Origin of the sequence: Mycolicibacterium stellerae (assembly GCF_003719305.1) — a bacterium.
Taxonomy (GTDB): domain Bacteria; phylum Actinomycetota; class Actinomycetes; order Mycobacteriales; family Mycobacteriaceae; genus Mycobacterium; species Mycobacterium stellerae.
Window position 1 is genome coordinate 167,531 of sequence record NZ_RARC01000002.1, and the last position, 15,838, is coordinate 183,368.

General features: G+C 65.6%; 15 protein-coding genes. 8 read left to right on the plus strand and 7 right to left on the minus strand.

Translation table 11 applies throughout. The features are described 5' to 3' along the window. The first annotated feature begins 107 nt into the window (after positions 1-107). The 3 genes from D6M19_RS03635 (at position 108) to D6M19_RS03645 (ending at position 3,837) form a co-directional block, all read left to right on the plus strand. Positions 108-1,463: an FAD-binding oxidoreductase gene (locus D6M19_RS03635; protein WP_123023805.1), complete on the plus strand. Its 1,356-nt coding sequence runs from the start codon at positions 108-110 to the stop codon at positions 1,461-1,463. A 65-nt stretch (positions 1,464-1,528) separates the two neighbouring features. Further along, positions 1,529-2,716, plus strand: a complete 1,188-nt coding sequence (locus D6M19_RS03640) for an FAD-dependent oxidoreductase (RefSeq protein ID WP_234834704.1) — start codon at positions 1,529-1,531, stop codon at positions 2,714-2,716. 29 nt (positions 2,717-2,745) lie between these two features. Further along, positions 2,746-3,837: a methyltransferase gene (locus D6M19_RS03645; protein ID WP_123024120.1), complete on the plus strand. Its 1,092-nt coding sequence runs from the start codon at positions 2,746-2,748 to the stop codon at positions 3,835-3,837. Positions 3,838-3,858: 21 nt separating this feature from the next. On the opposite strand, the gene D6M19_RS03650 is transcribed toward D6M19_RS03645, so the two are convergent. Beyond that, positions 3,859-6,126, minus strand: a complete 2,268-nt coding sequence (locus D6M19_RS03650; protein WP_123024121.1) for an MMPL family transporter — start codon at positions 6,124-6,126, stop codon at positions 3,859-3,861. Between the two features lie 202 nt (positions 6,127-6,328). On the opposite strand from D6M19_RS03650, the gene D6M19_RS03655 reads away from it, so the two are divergent. From D6M19_RS03655 to D6M19_RS03665, 3 genes are read left to right on the plus strand one after another with little or no spacing between them, the layout of a single operon-like run. Then, positions 6,329-7,996, plus strand: coding sequence for a biotin carboxylase (locus D6M19_RS03655; RefSeq protein ID WP_123024122.1), 1,668 nt, complete (start codon positions 6,329-6,331; stop codon positions 7,994-7,996). 39 nt (positions 7,997-8,035) lie between these two features. Next, on the plus strand, positions 8,036-9,226 hold the full coding sequence (locus D6M19_RS03660; protein ID WP_123023807.1) for a serine hydrolase domain-containing protein: 1,191 nt from the start codon (positions 8,036-8,038) through the stop codon (positions 9,224-9,226). A gap of 32 nt (positions 9,227-9,258) precedes the next feature. Continuing rightward, positions 9,259-9,963: a dienelactone hydrolase family protein gene (locus D6M19_RS03665; protein WP_123023808.1), complete on the plus strand. Its 705-nt coding sequence runs from the start codon at positions 9,259-9,261 to the stop codon at positions 9,961-9,963. 3 nt (positions 9,964-9,966) lie between these two features. Here the strand turns inward: D6M19_RS03665 and D6M19_RS03670 are convergent, their stop codons facing one another. From D6M19_RS03670 to rplS, 4 genes are all read right to left on the minus strand, one after another. Next, on the minus strand, positions 9,967-10,272 hold the full coding sequence (locus D6M19_RS03670) for a DUF2469 domain-containing protein (protein WP_018600763.1): 306 nt from the start codon (positions 10,270-10,272) through the stop codon (positions 9,967-9,969). Positions 10,273-10,345: 73 nt separating this feature from the next. Next, complete coding sequence (locus tag D6M19_RS03675) at positions 10,346-11,068, minus strand: ribonuclease HII (protein ID WP_123023809.1); 723 nt, start codon at positions 11,066-11,068, stop codon at positions 10,346-10,348. Positions 11,069-11,113: 45 nt separating this feature from the next. Then, entirely contained in the window at positions 11,114-11,956 is an 843-nt protein-coding gene (lepB, locus tag D6M19_RS03680) for a signal peptidase I (protein WP_123023810.1), read from the minus strand. An 85-nt stretch (positions 11,957-12,041) separates the two neighbouring features. Next, on the minus strand, positions 12,042-12,383 hold the full coding sequence (rplS, locus tag D6M19_RS03685) for a 50S ribosomal protein L19 (RefSeq protein WP_123023811.1): 342 nt from the start codon (positions 12,381-12,383) through the stop codon (positions 12,042-12,044). Positions 12,384-12,672: 289 nt separating this feature from the next. Between rplS and D6M19_RS03690 the strand changes: the two genes are divergently transcribed. Next, positions 12,673-13,590, plus strand: a complete 918-nt coding sequence (locus D6M19_RS03690) for a serine hydrolase (RefSeq protein ID WP_123023812.1) — start codon at positions 12,673-12,675, stop codon at positions 13,588-13,590. A gap of 110 nt (positions 13,591-13,700) precedes the next feature. Continuing rightward, complete coding sequence (locus D6M19_RS03695; protein WP_123023813.1) at positions 13,701-14,627, plus strand: serine hydrolase; 927 nt, start codon at positions 13,701-13,703, stop codon at positions 14,625-14,627. Here D6M19_RS03695 and trmD read toward each other — a convergent pair. Beyond that, on the minus strand, positions 14,624-15,316 hold the full coding sequence (trmD, locus tag D6M19_RS03700; protein WP_123023814.1) for a tRNA (guanosine(37)-N1)-methyltransferase TrmD: 693 nt from the start codon (positions 15,314-15,316) through the stop codon (positions 14,624-14,626). The genes D6M19_RS03695 and trmD overlap by 4 nt on opposite strands. 3 nt (positions 15,317-15,319) lie before the next feature. Further along, positions 15,320-15,838 (minus strand): ribosome maturation factor RimM, encoded by a 519-nt coding sequence (gene rimM, locus D6M19_RS03705; protein WP_123023815.1) that lies wholly within the window; start codon positions 15,836-15,838, stop codon positions 15,320-15,322.

Sequence of the window (15,838 nt, forward strand, 5' to 3'; positions counted from 1 at the left end):
CGGCCGTTGCATCGCGGCCTGTGACCTCAGCCACTCCCGTTGAACGAGCCCCGCTCAATGGCCGTCTCAATGGATAGCCCGAAACATAGCCGAATCGAGGGAACTCAATGGTTCTTACGTCTGTCGAAAAGAGCGAAAAAACCTACCGCCGTGGCGAACCTGGATATGAGGAAGCCCGTCGGGCAACGGTGTGGAATGGCCTACTGCCGGATCGCTTTCCCGACGTGATCGTGCAGGCTCACGACACCGACGATGTGGTCGCAGCGCTGCGCTATGCACGCGCCAACGGCCACAAGGTCGGCGTCCGGTCAGGCGGACACAGCTGGGCGGCCAGCCACCTGCGGGACGGGGGGTTGCTGCTCGATGTCAGCCGCCTCGATCACTGCACGGTCGACACGGCCGGGATGACGGCGGACGTCGGGCCGGGCAAAAGCGCCAGCGATTTCGCCACCGAGCTCGATTCGCAAGGGCTCTTCTTCCCTTCGGGCCACTGCGAGGGCATTCGCCTCGGCGGCTTTCTCCTGCAAGGCGGATACGGCTGGAACAGTCCGGCGATTGGCCTGGCATGCGAGAGCGTGCTCGGGCTCGAGGTCGTGACCGCCGACGGTGAACGAATCTACTGCGACCCCGAGAACCACCCCGACATGTATTGGGCCGCCCGTGGCGCGGGACCGGGTTTCTTCGGTGTGGTCACGGGTTTCAAGCTTCGGATTCACCGGCGTCCTGCGGTCGTGGGCACCTGCCTGTATATGTATCCGATCGAGTTGGTCGACGAGGTGTACACCTGGGGACGCGAAATCAGCTCGGAGGTCGATAAGCGGGTCGAGCTGCAAATCCTCGCCACGCAGGCCAATCCGGCAGCCGCAATCGACCACCCGACCATCACGATCGCGTCGCCGGTCTTCGCCGAATCAGAAGAGGAGGCGGCGAAAGCCCTTGCCCTGCTTGGCACCTGCCCGGTCGCCGATAAATCGATGATCAGTGTCCCGTATATGCCGACGACGTTGGCGAACTGGTACACCGCGGTGATGACCAACTACCCCAAGGGGCATCGCTACATCGTCGACAACATGTTCACGTCGGCTTCGGCCGCCGAACTTCTGCCTGGCATCCGCAAGATCATCGAAACGATGCCGCCGCACCCGTCGCACTTCATCTTCACCGGCTGGAACGCATCACCGGATCGCGTCGACAAGGTTTACGGCCTGGAGGACGAGATCTATATGGCGCTGTACACCGTCTGGCAAAATCCGTCCGACGACGAAAGGTACCGCGACTGGTCGGCCTCGAACATGGCGGCGATGTCGCATTTGGCGACCGGCATCGCGCTCGCCGACGAGAACCTCGGCAGGCGCCCGGCGCGTTTCATCACCGAGCCGAACATGGCGCGCCTCGATGAGGTGCGTTCCGCCTACGATCCGGAGGGCCGTTTCCACAGCTGGATGGGCTACGAAGGAAAATGACTGTACGGCATCGAGATTCGGATAGCACACGCGCGGAGCGGACCCTCAAGCCGAACGCGCTTCGAATCCTCGTGGTCGGCGCGGGAGTGGCAGGCATTTCCATCGCTCGGGGACTACTCCGAGACGGACATGACGTGTCCGTCTTCGAACGGCGGCCGGATATGCGGCCCGGTGGTGGTGCGGTGACCATCTGGTCCAACGGCTCGACGGTCTTGGATCAGCTCGGCGTCGATATGGAGGGGGCCGGTCAGCTGCTGTCCACTGTGCGGATTGCGACGTCGACCGGCCGCCGGCTGGTCAATATCGATGTCTCCACGATCATGGACCGCCTGGGCGGAGCCGTTCGGATGGTCCCTCGTCGGGTTCTGCTCGAGCGTCTGCTTGATGGCTTTCCCGTCGATCGAATCCGCTGCAATTCCCGTGTGGTCGGGGCGGTAAGTACGCGCGATGGGGTGCGGATCGAATTCGAGGACGGCAGCTCAGTCGAAGGCGATCTGGTGATCGGTGCGGATGGCCTGCACTCGAAGATCCGAGGTATCGCCGGTGCGCCACCCGCGAAGCCGACCGGGTGGTGTAGCTGGCAGGGATTGATCACCCTTCCCGACATTGCCGAAAAGGACGTCGCAGTGCAGATCATCGGGCCGCGCGGAAACCTTGGCCTGTGGCCTGCGGGCGGCCGTGACCTTCAGTGGTGGTTCGACTTGCCGTGGTCGCCCGGCTTCGTCAGACCGGAGCACCCGATCGACATGCTCCGATCCAATTTCGCGGGTTGGTCCGATTTGGTCGACGATGTACTCGCGACGTTGACCGACGACGATCTTGCGCCTTCGCCCTTTCCGCATTTTCGGCATCCGATACCCAGCACCCCGCGCATGCGCGCAGTGACGCTGCTCGGCGATGCCGCACACGCGATGCCACCCATCCTTGCCCAAGGCACCAACCAGGCACTGCTCGACACAATGGTGTTGTGCAAGGCGCTTTCGGATTCGCAGAAGGAAGCAAGCGCAGGCACCGCTGATCTCTACCGCGCGCTGCGCCGGTACGAGAAGACCAGGCGCCGTAGGCTTTCCGCGGTGTCCTGGGTGACATCACGGCAGATGTCGCAGAGTGAGTCGGTACTGAAGCCAGCCGCCATGATCTCGGATTCCTTTGGCACATGGGCGATGACGACGTTCATGCGTTGGCTGAGCCACCGCCGGATATCCGCTGAAGTCAACCGAGCCCTGTCAAGCCAGTTGGTCCAAAGCCGATGACCATTCCCACGACTCTGAGGGGTCAGTCGATGTCTACGAGCGCCAAGGTGCCACCAGCCAAGCTGGCCCGCGCCGTCGAATGGAGTCGTCACCACCTGTATCGGCTCCATCAACGACTCACGCCCGCGCCTGCGGCGGTGTTGGAGATGATCGTTGCCGGCTGGACGTCGCAGGCGGTCACGGTCGCGGCCCAGCTCGGCGTCGCCGACGCCCTCGCCGACGGCCCGTTGTCCATCGACGACTTGGCTGCTCGGGTGGACGCCAACCCGGATGCACTGCGCAGACTGATGCGGGCGCTGATCAGCCGGGGCATTTTTCGGCGTCGCCGCGACGGGCGGTATGAGTTGAACACCTTGGCCCACGCGCTGCGTTCCGACGCGCCCGTGTCAATGGATTCAGCGGCGCGCTTTTACGGCTCGCAGGAGCAGCGCGAACGCTGGACCCTGCTGGTGGACTCGATCCGAACCGGGGACGGCGTCGTCGCGGCATTGCGCGGAAAGGAGAGCTTCGACTACTTCGACGAAAACCCCGAGCTTGCCGAGCTTTTCAACCAGACCATGACGAGTGTTTCGAAGCTGACGGATGCAACCGTCGTCGCCGGCTACGACTTCAGCGTCTACCCGACCATCGTCGATGTCGGCGGCGGGCATGGCCCGCTGCTGGCCGCCATCCTGGCGACGGCGCCTGCGTCACGGGGCGTCCTGTACGACCTGCCTTCGGTCGTCGCGGACGCGCCAGGCGTGTTGCGGGCGCAGGGAGTCGCCGACCGCATTCAGATCGTCGAGGGTTCGTTTTTCGACCGCGTTCCCTCCGGCGGAGACGCTTACATCCTCAAGAACATCGTTCACGACTGGCCCGACGAGAAGGCGGTGCAGATCCTGCGCAATGTTCGCGCCGCAGTCGGCTCGCGAGCCAACGTGTTGCTGGTCGAGTTCGTCATCCCCGAGCACGACCGTGACTTCCCGGGAAAATGGGTGGATCTCGAGATGCTGTTGAATTTGGGGGCCCGCGAACGCACCGCGGCCGATTACCGAAAACTGCTCAGCGAAGCCGGATTCCGCATGACGCGGGTCGCCCAAACGGCTTCGCCCCTCAGCGTGGTCGAGGCCAGACCGGCGTAGTAGCCGCAGGCAGAACGACCCCTACGCCACGGGCACGGTGGTTGGCGAGCTCACCTTTTCCTCTTCGCCCTCGCGCAGGCCGAAGCGGTCGTGCAGCCACACCAGAGGTTTCGGTGCCCACCAATTCCATTTGCCCAGCACGTGCATGGACGCAGGCAGCAGCAGCATCCGCACCAGCGTCGCGTCGACCAGTACCGCCAATGTCAGGCCGAGCCCGAGCATCCGCATGAACTGCACGTGAGCGCCGAAAAGGGCCGCGAACGATATCGACATCACCAGGGCCGCGGCGGTGATGACCCGGCCGGTGCGAGCCAACCCGAGAGCCACACTCCTGTCGTTGTCGGCACGAGTCCGGCCCGATTGCAGCCAGTACTCGCGGATTCGTGAGAGCAGAAATACCTCATAGTCCATCGACAGCCCAAAAGCGATGCAGAACAACAGCACCGGGATGTTGGCGACCAGAGTTCCGGTGGATGTCGTTCCGAGCGCACCAAGGTGACCATCCTGGAAGATCCACACCAAAGCACCGAACGCGGCGGTCAGCGACAGCACGTTGAGCACCAGAGCCTTGAGCGGCAGCACGATGCTGCCGGTCAGCAGGAACAACAGTCCGAATGTGATCACCGCTATCAGCCCCAGCACCCTGGGCAGCCGCGACGTGATGGCGTCGACGCTGTCGCGGTTGGTCTGCGCGGTGCCGGTCATCTCGGCATGGCGGCCTGCGGGCCCAGGCACCGCATGAAGCCGGTCGAGTTGGGTCTCCGAGCTATCGGAGAACAATGGGGCCGTGCTGCCGACGGTGAGGAACGCACTGCCTTGCGCCACTCCGGTGGCCGCGGACGGTGTCCCGACTCGAACCCCGGCGACAAACGTGCCCGTCGGCGCCGACACCGCCGAAACATCTGGGACGCGGGACAACTCAGCGGCGTAGCGCTCGAGATCGTACGATGTCAGGCCACCGGCGTCGGGGATGACCACGGTGACGGCTGTGGCCGTGTTCTCGGCGAAGTCGTTGCGCAACTGATCGCCGACCTGATGCGACGACACCGTTGTCGGCAGCACCCGGTCATCGGGGAATCCCCACTTGACCCCGAGGAAGGGTGCGCCCAGTAGCAGGAGCAGTGCGACGACGGCCAGGCCGAGCGGCAGGGCACGGCGCATGACGAACATCGTCGACCGGTACCAGAACTGCGCTTCGATCGGACCGCGGACAGGGTCGGGCCGACGCAGCAGCCGCCGCGCTAGCCGTCGGACATCCAAGGCGTTCAGCCGGTCACCGAGCAACACGATGGCCGCAGGCGTAATGACAACCGCCGCCACGGCGGCGAAAACGACGGTGGCGACACCGGCGTAGGCGAACGACTTCAAAACGTGCATCGGGAACATGAACAGCGCCGCCATCGACAGCGCCACCGTGGTCGCCGACACCAGCACCGTGCGCCCCGCCGTTGCCATCGTGCGGACAAGGGCGGTGTTCGGGTCGGCGCCGTCGGCCAGTTCGTCGCGATAGCGACTGATGATCAGCAACGTGTAGTCGATTGCGAGGGCGAGGCCCATCGCGGTGCTGAGGTTGGGCGCGAGATTCGAGACATCGGTGCTGAAGGTGATGAGGCGAAGGACCGCCATCGAGCCCGTTATCGCCATCAGTCCGACCGCAACGGGCAGCGCCGCCGCCAGCAGACCGCCGAACACCCAAACCAGCACGAGGAAGCTCAACGGAATTGCGATCGACTCCATCAGCAACAGGTCGTGCTGCAGCTGGGAGGTGATCTGCGCGTTCACCATAGCTACCCCGCCGGATCGGACGGTAACGCCCGTCGACCCGTCGCGATGATCGCGCACGACCTCGTCGGACAGCGTTTGGGCGGATGACTGCGCAACACTCTCTCCGCCGCCGAGACCCGCGACGATCAGTCCCACCTTGCCGTCCTTGCTGACGAGATTGCCCGCCTCCGACGGCGGGGCGCTCCACGCCGACGTGACCCCGGTGACGATCGGTGCTCGTCTCAGCTCATCCACGATGCTCAAACCCACCGCGCGGGCGGCCGGACCGGTGGCGCTGTCCGCAGCGGTGACGGTGATCAGCATCTGCATGTCGCCCTGGTGGAACTTGTCGGTCAGCAGTTGCGCCGCCCTCGCCGACTCCGAGCTGGGATCCTGAAATCCACTCGAGGACAGGCTCTTGGTTACCGGGACACCGAAGATCCCCGCTGCCAGCATGACCAGCACGGCCGCCGAGATGACCCAGCGCGGCGCTGCGATCGCCAGCATTGCGATTCGTTGCAGCACGTCGCGTCCTCCTTTTGCCCGTGGACGCAAGATCCGCGGCAACATTCTCGGTCAACTGTGAAACGAATGGGCGCTTCGCAGGGTTCATCCGCGCCCCGCCGCAGCCTGTCTCGAGAAGGATTGCAGTTTCCGGGCATGCCCCCGCGCGGCCTCGTTGCGAATTACTGTGAGCTATCTCAAGGCGAGCAGCGAGGTGCACAGCATGAGTGACCGACCGGTTCGATCCCGACGGGCGACGAAGACCACCGCCAAGAAGGCCAGTCCAGCCAAGCGCGTGAAGCGCCCCGCCAAGACCGTCGCCGCCACGGCCGCGCCGGCCAAGCGACCGACGAAAGCGTCCGCCAAGCCCACGGAGGTCAGCGTCGGCACCGATGCCGCCTTCGCGCCCGGATCCGGGCAGACTCGGCGCCGGTTGAAGAACATCTCCGAGGTGCGCCACTACTTCCGGACCAACGATGTGCCGATCCTGTTCTTCGGCGCCACCCCGTTCAACCTGCTCGGCCTTGATCGCTGGATCCGCAACTTCACCTACATCACGTACTACGACGCATGGGACGGCGCGCATCCGCGGGTGTTCACGCCGATCGACAAACCGTACGAGGAGTTCGAAAGCGGCGAGGAGATCAACAACTGGCTGCTGACCAACCCCGAGGTGCGGGCGCACATCGACTCGGTGACGCCCCGCGGAATCCGGCCGAAGGTCGTGATGGTGTTCTTCAACAGCGAGACCGAGGACATCTGCAAAGACCTCGGCTACGACCTGATCCTTCCGCCTGCCAGCCTGCGCGAGCGCCTCGACTCGAAGATCGTCACGACGCAGCTCGGCAACGAGGCGGGCGCGCCGAGCGTGCCGAACGTACTGACCAGGGTCGACGACTGGGCCGGACTGCAGAAGGCGGCCGAAAAGGCCGGTCTCGGTGACGAACTCGTCGTTCAGACGCCCTACGGCGACTCGGGCAAGACCACCTTCTTCATCTCCTCGGAGGCGGACTGGCGCAAGCACAGCGCCGACATCGTCGGCGAGGAGATCAAGGTGATGCGTCGCATCAACAACCGCCCCGTCGCGGTCGAGGCCGTCCTCACCCGATGCGGCACCGTCGTCGGACCGTTCATGTCGGAGCTGATCGGCTACAAGCGGCTCACCCCGGCGCGCGGCGGCTGGTGTGGCAACGAGATGTTCCCGGAGGTGCTCACCGGCGAAAGCAGGGGCATCGCAACAGAATTGGTGCGACGCCTCGGCGACCGGCTGGCCAAGGAAGGCTACCGCGGCTTCTTCGAAGTCGACGTGCTCGTCGACACCGACTCAGGCGAGATCTACCTCGGCGAGCTCAACCCGCGCATCAGCGGCGCGTCGTCGATCACCAACGTCACCGCGGGCGCCTACGCGGACGTGCCGCTGTTCCTGTTCCACATCCTCGAGTACATGAACGTCGACTTCGACCTGGACATCGACGAGATCAACGAGAGGTGGGAGGAGCTGGCGTCGGGCGATCTGTGGAGCCAGATGGTGATGAAGGAAACCGACGACATCGTGCAGCGGCTGACGGCCACACCCAGCACGGGGCAGTACTCGCTGGACGGCAGCGGCGCGCTGGTTTTCCGTCGGGCCGCCCTGGATTGGCACCAACTCCAGAACGAAGCGGAGGCGTTCTTCCTGAGGATCTATGGCCCAGGCGACTACCGGTGGAAGGGCGCCGACCTCGGCGTGCTGGTCACGAAGGGCCGGCTGCAGGTCGACTCCGCCACCGGCAAATCGGCGCTGACCATTCGTGCCCGCCACCTCATCGACTCGATCCGCGCCCAATACGCAGGCACGCCGATCGCCAAACCCGCAGCCCCGGCCACCAACGTGGCGGTCAAGTCAGGCTGAGCTTCTGGCCGCTGCGCGGCGGCCATTACAGTCATCGCCATGACTCTCGGAGGCGACACCGGACGCGTGCCGTCGGACGTGACTCTGGACAACTGGCAGTCCGCGGCCCAACTGCACTGGACGTTTCAGCACATCGCCGACTTCCTCCCGACGGCGGCGATCTCCCGCGGTACGGGACCCGTCGCCGAGTTGCCGTCGAGTCCGGTCGAGCTGACCGACATCCCGCTGTATGACCGGACGAACGGAAAGCGCACCACCGTCGGCGACGTGATGGCCGCCACCGTCACCGACGGCTGGATCGTCACCCAGCACGGCAAGGTGCTCGCCGAGCACTACTACGGGGGCATGCACGCCGACTCGTCGCACCTACTGATGTCGGTGAGCAAGTCGCTGATCGCCATGGTCGTCGGTGCGCTGGTGAGCGACGGCACCGTGATCCCCGACGCGGCTCTCACCCACTACGTGCCTGCACTGGCCAACTCCGGATACGCGGGCGCGACGGTGCGAAACCTGCTCGATATGCGTTCGGGGATAAAGTTTTCCGAGGATTACCTCGACCCCGTGGCCGAGGTGCGATTGATCGAGCAAGCCATCGGCTGGGCGCCGCGCACGGTGCCCGACCTGCCATCGACGATGTATGACTTCCTGGTGACCCTGCAGCAGAAGGCACCGCACGGCGGGCCATTCGAGTACCGGTCCTGTGAGACCGACGTCCTGGGCTGGGTCTGCGAGGCGGCCAGTGGGCTGCGGATGCCCGAGCTGATGTCTGCGGTGCTGTGGGCAAAACTCGGTGCTCGCACCGACGCGACCATCGGCGTCGACTCGGTGGGGACCGGGATGTTCGACGGCGGCATCAACGCCTGCCTGTCCGATCTGGTCAGGTTCGGTTCGCTGTTTCTGAACGGCGGTACGTCGCTGACCGGCCAGCGTGTGGTGTCGCTATCGTGGATCGCCGACACCTTCGCAGGCGGGGTCGACTCGCGAGCCGCCTTCGCCGCCAGCCCCGGCGACAACCGCATGCCCGGCGGGATGTACCGAAACCAGTGCTGGTTTCCGCGTCCGGGCAACAACGTGTTGCTGTGCCTGGGAATCCACGGCCAGATGATCTACGTCAACCGGGCAGCCGACATGGTCGCCGCGAAGCTCTCGAGCTGGCCGCTTCCGCAGGATGCCACGATGCTGTTCCCGACCATCGCGGCATTCGACGAGATCGCCGCCAATCTGTCATAGCCCGCAATGTCGCAGCCCCTGAAGGAGAACGCGTGCAGACCGTCACGATCAATGCCCCGGCCGGCCCGATCGACGCGCTGCTGAGCGTGCCGGACGGCAACGGGCCATGGCCGGGCTTGGTGCTGGTCCACGATGCGATCGGCTACGGGCCGGACAACGAACGAATCTCGCGGCGGGTCGCCGCGGCCGGGTACATCGCCATCACGCCCAACATGTTCGCCCGCGGCGGCCGGGCCCGCTGCATCATCCGGGTCTTCCGGGAGCTTCTGACCAAACGCGGCCGCGCGCTCGACGATATCCTCGCCGCCCGCGACCACCTGCTCGCCCTACCGCAGGCCTCCGGGGCCGTCGGCATCGCCGGGTTCTGCATGGGCGGCCAGTTCGCACTGGTTATGTCCCCCAAAGGGTTTGGCGCCTCGGCTCCGTTCTACGGCACGCCGCTGCCAAGCAAGCTGAGCGAAACACTTGACGGTGCATGTCCCATCGTGGCCAGCTTCGGCCGTCGCGACCCCATCGGGATCGGCGCGGCAGCCAAGTTGGAAAAGGTCGTCGACGAGAAGGACATCCCCGCCGATATCAAGGCCTACCCAGGCGCAGGGCACAGCTTCGCCAACAAGCTTCCCGCGCAGCCGTTGATCCGCATCGCCGGATTCGGCTACAACGAGGCCGCCGAGGCCGATGCCTGGTCGCGGGTCTTCGCCTTCTTGGGCGAGCATCTTGGGGCGCCCGCCGATTGAGGACTACTCGGGCAGCCGCAGTTCGGGCTTCTCGACCTCTTCGATGTTCACGTCCTTGAAGGTGATCACGCGCACCTGTTTGACGAACCGGGCCGGCCGGTACATATCCCACACCCAGGCGTCGGCCAGCCTCAGCTCGAAGTACACCTCGCCGTCGGCATTGCGGGGCACCAGCTCCACGCTGTTTGCCAAGTAGAACCGCCGCTCGGTTTCCACCACGTAGCTGAACTGTCCCACGATGTCCTTGTATTCGCGGTACAGCGAGAGCTCCATCTCGGTTTCATACTTTTCGAGATCTTCGGCACTCATCGCTTCAGCAGTCCTTCGTCGTGGTCTGGCACTCGGCTCTCGCGCAAGCGCTCATCGCTTTACCAATCTTCCCCTACCCAACTTCGCCTCGCTGCTCCGGTACACAGTCGGCCACGAGCTCGGTCACCACCTTGGTGCCGGTCGCGGTGGCCACGCGGCGGACGTTGATGAACGAATATCGGTGCTGGGTGCAGGGCCCGAGCCGGGCCAGCGCGGCCCCGTGCGCAGGCGTGCTGTAGCCCTTGTGCTCGGCGAAGCCGTAACCAGGGTGTTCGGCCTCCATCTTCACCATCAAGCGATCGCGACTGACCTTGGCCAGCACGCTCGCCGCGGCGATACAGGCCGCTGCCGCGTCACCACCCACCACCGGCAGCGACGGCACCGGCAGGCCCGGCACCCGGAAACCGTCGCTCAGCACGTAACCCGGCCGCAGCGAAAGGCCCGCGATCGCCCTGCGCATCCCCTCGATGTTGGCCACATGCACCCCACGGCGATCGACCTCGACAGACGGGATGAACACCACGTGATATGCCAGCGCATACCGCCGGATCAGGGGAAACAGCCGCTCGCGTTCCTTCTCGGTGAGCTTCTTGGAGTCGTCGAGCGCCGACAGGCTCTCCAACCGGTTTGGCCCAAGCACGCACGCCGCGACGACCAGTGGACCGGCACAGGCACCGCGCCCGACCTCGTCCACGCCGGCCACCGGGCCCAGACCGTTGCGGTACAGCGCCGATTCCAGAGTGCGCAGCCCAGAGGACTTTCGAATCACCGTTCGGGGCGGCCAGGTCGCCGGCAACTAGGCCTTCTCCTCTTCGCGCAAGACGCTCATCGCAGGGCCAACCTAATCGGTCTGCGGATCCACCGAGCTAACCCCGCCCCACCGCGACGGCGGCCAGGCGATGAACCGCGCCTTACCGATGATGTTGTCCAGCGGAACCGTCCCGGCGTTCGGATCGCCGGTGCACTTGATCCCGCTCTGGAAATCGGCCGCATTGTCGGCGCAGTGCACCCGCGAATCCGCCGAATGGGTCCGGTTGTCCCCCATCACCCACACCCGGCCGTCGGGGACATTCACCGGCCCGAACTCGAAGCCGAAACACCTGTACCTGTCGGGATCGGGCACGTTCATCGTCTGAAGGTCGAGGTAGGGCTCGTTGAGGGGTTTTCCGTCGACGGTCAGCCCGGTGCTCTGGCGACATTCGACAGTCTGTCCGCCCGTCGCGATCACCCTCTTGACAAGGTCGTTCTCATCCGGCGGCACGAAACCGACGAACGAAAGTGCGTTCTGCACCCACCGCACCGCGGGGTTGTCGGAGCGAATCGACTTGTACCCGGCGTTCCAGTTGGGCGGGCCCTTGAACACGACCACATCGCCCGGACTTGGCTTGGTGAACCGGTAGCTGAGCTTGTCGACCATGATGCGGTCGCCGACACAGCCGGCGCAGCCGTGCAGCGTCGGCTCCATCGACTCCGATGGGATGAGGTACGGACGGGCGATGAACGTCAGCATCAGGTAGTACAACCCGACCGCGATAACCACAAGGATGACGCCCTCGCGTACCGCGCCGCGCCTGCGCTTCGACTTGTCTGCGGCCTCGTCGGCCTGTTCGTCGATCGCCTCTTCGGCGTCGTCGTCGAGCGTGCGCTCGGATGAGGAGTCTGGGGAGTCCGGGGTTCCGCTCACGGGATCAGCGTAGCCACGACAAGCAGGACGGAGTCAGACGACGCGTCGCCCGCATCACAGGGACGGCGCCGAGTCGCGTGCGACGTCAGCGCTTTTCCTTGATCTTCGCCTTCTTGCCACGCAATTCACGCAGGTAGTAGAGCTTGGCGCGACGCACGTCGCCGCGGGTGACAACGTCGATGTGGTCGATGTTGGGCGAGTGCACGGGGAACGTGCGCTCCACCCCGACGCCGTAGCTTTCCTTGCGCACGGTGAAGGTCTCGCGGACGCCGCCGCCCTGGCGACGCAGCACGACGCCCTTGAAGACCTGGATGCGCTCTTTTGCACCCTCGATGACCTTGACGTGCACGTTCACGGTGTCGCCGGGGCTGAAGTCCGGAATGTCGTCGCGTAACGACGACTGATCGACGAAGTCCAGCGTGTTCATCGGTGACTCTTCCTGTCTTGCTGTTCGCGTCGGCGGACCGGCGGCGGATACGCGTCGCCGCGCCGACGGGCTCGGGTGTATCTGGTGCATCCTGTGATGGACGGGCCTGCCATCCTCACGTCTCGCCCAGACAACTGGTCAATTGTGCCAGACGGGGCCGCGTGCAGTGAAATCGCCGGCCGCGGTCAGCAGCGCACGACCGATGCCGACCCGTTAGGCTCACTCCTGGCGGGCGGGCGGCGGTCAGCAGCCCCCGATCCCCGATTCTGGTGACTTCTGGAGGAGACGTATGCGTCGGCGGCCGTCGAGGCTGGTCGCAGTGACCGCAGCGGTGCTTGCCCTGACCGGCTGTGAGGCGCGGGTGTACGGCACGCCGCCGCCGGTCAACCCCGGTGCACCGCAGCTGACGGTTGTCGCCCCGCAGGGCCCGCTGGCCCCCCTTCCCGAAGCCGCGCCCGACGAGCCCGCCTCGACCTTCGAGGGCCTCGAGAGTCGCACCAACCAGGCCACAGCGGAGGCCGCCGCCAAAGGCGCCGACATCACGACCGTCGTGCTGGACCGCTCGACCGGCCAGCGAGTGACAAACGGCAACGGCAGAAGCATCGCCATCGCGTCTGTCGTGAAGCTGTTCATCGCCGACGACATGCTGCTGCGGGGGCCGCCGCTGACGCCCGACGACGAGAAGATGTTCGAATCGATGCTGCGCTCCTCGGACGACAGTGCGGCGCAGGTCTTCTGGGACCGAAACGGCGGCACAGCGATTGTCACGCGGGTCGCGGCCCGCTACGGGCTCTCCGGCACGCGGCCCAACGGCCTGTGGTTCAACACCCTGAGCACCGCCGCCGACCTTGTGCGCTACTACGACATGATGCTGTCGGGTGCGGGCGGCCTGCCCCGGGACAAGGCCGACATGATCGTCGACAACCTCGCCCAATCCACGCCGACCGGAATCGACGGCATGATGCCGGGCGGCGTGTACCCGCAGCGATTCGGCATTCCCGAGGGCCTGTACGGCGAGCCGGTCGCGGTGAAACAGGGCTGGATGTGTTGCATCGGCTCCGACTGGATGCACCTTTCCACCGGCATCATCGGCTCCGACCACCGCTACGTCATGGCGATCGCCTCGGATCAGCCTGCGACCGCGTCCGCGGCGCGCGCGACCATCACGCAGGCCGTCAAGACGATGTTCCCCGGCGGGCGGATCTAGCCGCGCGTATTAGGCTGGGATTGCCGACGAGCGCAGGTGCATGCCGCATTGCGGTTTGAGCATCGCCTCCCCGGGTAAGGATTTGATTCATCGTTCCTAGAAGGAGAGCCATGCGTGGGCGGCCGTCTGGTCCCGTGGCGGCGATTGCGGCGATCGCGATTGCGGGGCTGGTCGTTGCCGGTTGTCAGGCACAGAGTCACGGCACTCCGCCGGATTCGGACACGCCCCAGGTGACCGTGGTCGCGCCGCAGAACAACGCCCTCCCGATGCCGCAAGCCCCACCGGAGGCGCCCTCCGCCGGGTTCGACGGCCTCGACGCCCGCACCAAGCAGGCGATCGCCGATGCCGCGAAGGCGGGTGCCGACATCTCGGTCGTCGTGATGGATCGCACCACCGGCCAGACCATCTCGGGCGGGGACGGCTCAACGTTTCCGATCGCCTCGGTGGTGAAGCTGTTCATCGCCGACGATCTGCTGTTGCAGGAGTCCAAGGGCCAGACGACGCTCTCTCCCGCAGACCGCAAAGCCCTCGACGTCATGCTGCGGTCATCCGACGACGGCGCGGCACAGAACTTCTGGGACCGCCTCGGCGGCAACGCCGTCATCGCCCGCGTCAAGGCGCGTTACGGGTTGTCGGGCACGACAGCCCCCTACAACGGGCACTGGGACGTCACGACGAGCACCGCAAGCGATCTCGTCCGCTACTACGACATGCTGCTGGACGGCAGCGGCGGCCTCCCACCCGAGCAGGCCAGCATCATCATGGGCGACCTTGCACAGTCGACGCCGACCGGAATCGACGGCTATCCCCAGCGTTTCGGTATTCCAGAAGGGCTGTTCGCCGAGCCGGTCGCGGTCAAGCAGGGCTGGTTCTGCTGCTGGAACGGCGGCAACCAGTTACACGTCTCCACCGGTGCGATCGGACCCGACCGCCGCTACGTGCTGGCGATGGGCTCGCTGGACCCAACAGGTGCCGCGGCGGCGCGCGACAGGATGACCCAGGTCGTCAAGACCATGTTCCCAGGCGGGAAGATCTAGCCTTCCGCGTCGTCACCGATCAGGTCGGGGCGACGTGCCCTGGTGCGTTCCAGCGCCTGATCCCGTCGCCACGCCGCCACCTTCGCATGGTCGCCCGACAGCAGCACGTCCGGCACGTCCAAGCCGCGCCAGGTCGGCGGACGCGTGTAGCTGGGCCCCTCGAGCAGGCCGTCTGAGTGCGAATCGGATTGGTGCGAAGCGGGATTGCCCAACACGTCGGGAAGCAGCCTTAGGACGGCCTCGATCATCACCAGCGCCGCCGACTCGCCGCCGGGCAGCACGTAGTCGCCGATCGACACCTCTTCCACACGCATGCGCCTTGCGGCGTCGTCGACCACGCGCTGGTCGATTCCCTCGTAGCGCCCGCAGGCGAACACCAGGTGCGACTCTGCAGTCCAGCGCTGTGCGTCGCGCTGGCTGAACAGCCGGCCCGCCGGCGTCGGAACGACGAGAAGCGTTTCCTGCGAGCATATTTCGTCAAGCGCCTCGCCCCATACCGGCGCCTTCATCACCATGCCTGGGCCGCCACCGTAGGGTGAATCGTCGACGGAACGATGCACGTCGTGTGTCCACCGGCGCAGATCGTGCACCCGCAGGTCGACGATGCCCGACTCAATCGCCTTGCCGGGCAGTGACTGCCGCAACGGATCGAGATACTCGGGAAAGATCGTCGCCACTTCAATGAGCATGCGTCAGCCCAGCTCCAGCAGACCCTCGGGCGGGTCGATCACGATGGTCTGGTCCGCCAGCGACACCTCGGTGACGATTGCGCTGACGAACGGAACAAGCACTTCTGCACCGGTCTCCGAGGTCACCGACAACAGCTCCCCCGCCGCGGTATGCAGAACCTCTTTGACATTGCCGACCAGGCGCCCGTCGGCCGTCACGACCCGCAGGCCCTCGAGCTGGTGGTCGTAGAACTCGTCGGGGTCGTCGATCGGGGGTAGCTCTTCCGAATCGACGAGAAACAGGTTGCCCCGCAACGCATCCGCTGCGTTTCGGTCGGCGACACCGGTCAATCTCACCAGCAGCCGCCCGCTGTGCTCACGCGAAGACTCGACGACATAGCTGCGCTCCGGCCCGTTCTTCGGCCGTGCCCGCAATCGGGTGCCCGGCGCGAAACGCGTTTCCGGGTCATCGGTGCGGACGTCGACGACGAGCTCACCGGTTATCCCGTGTGCCCTGACGACCCGCCCGACTACCAGGTCCAT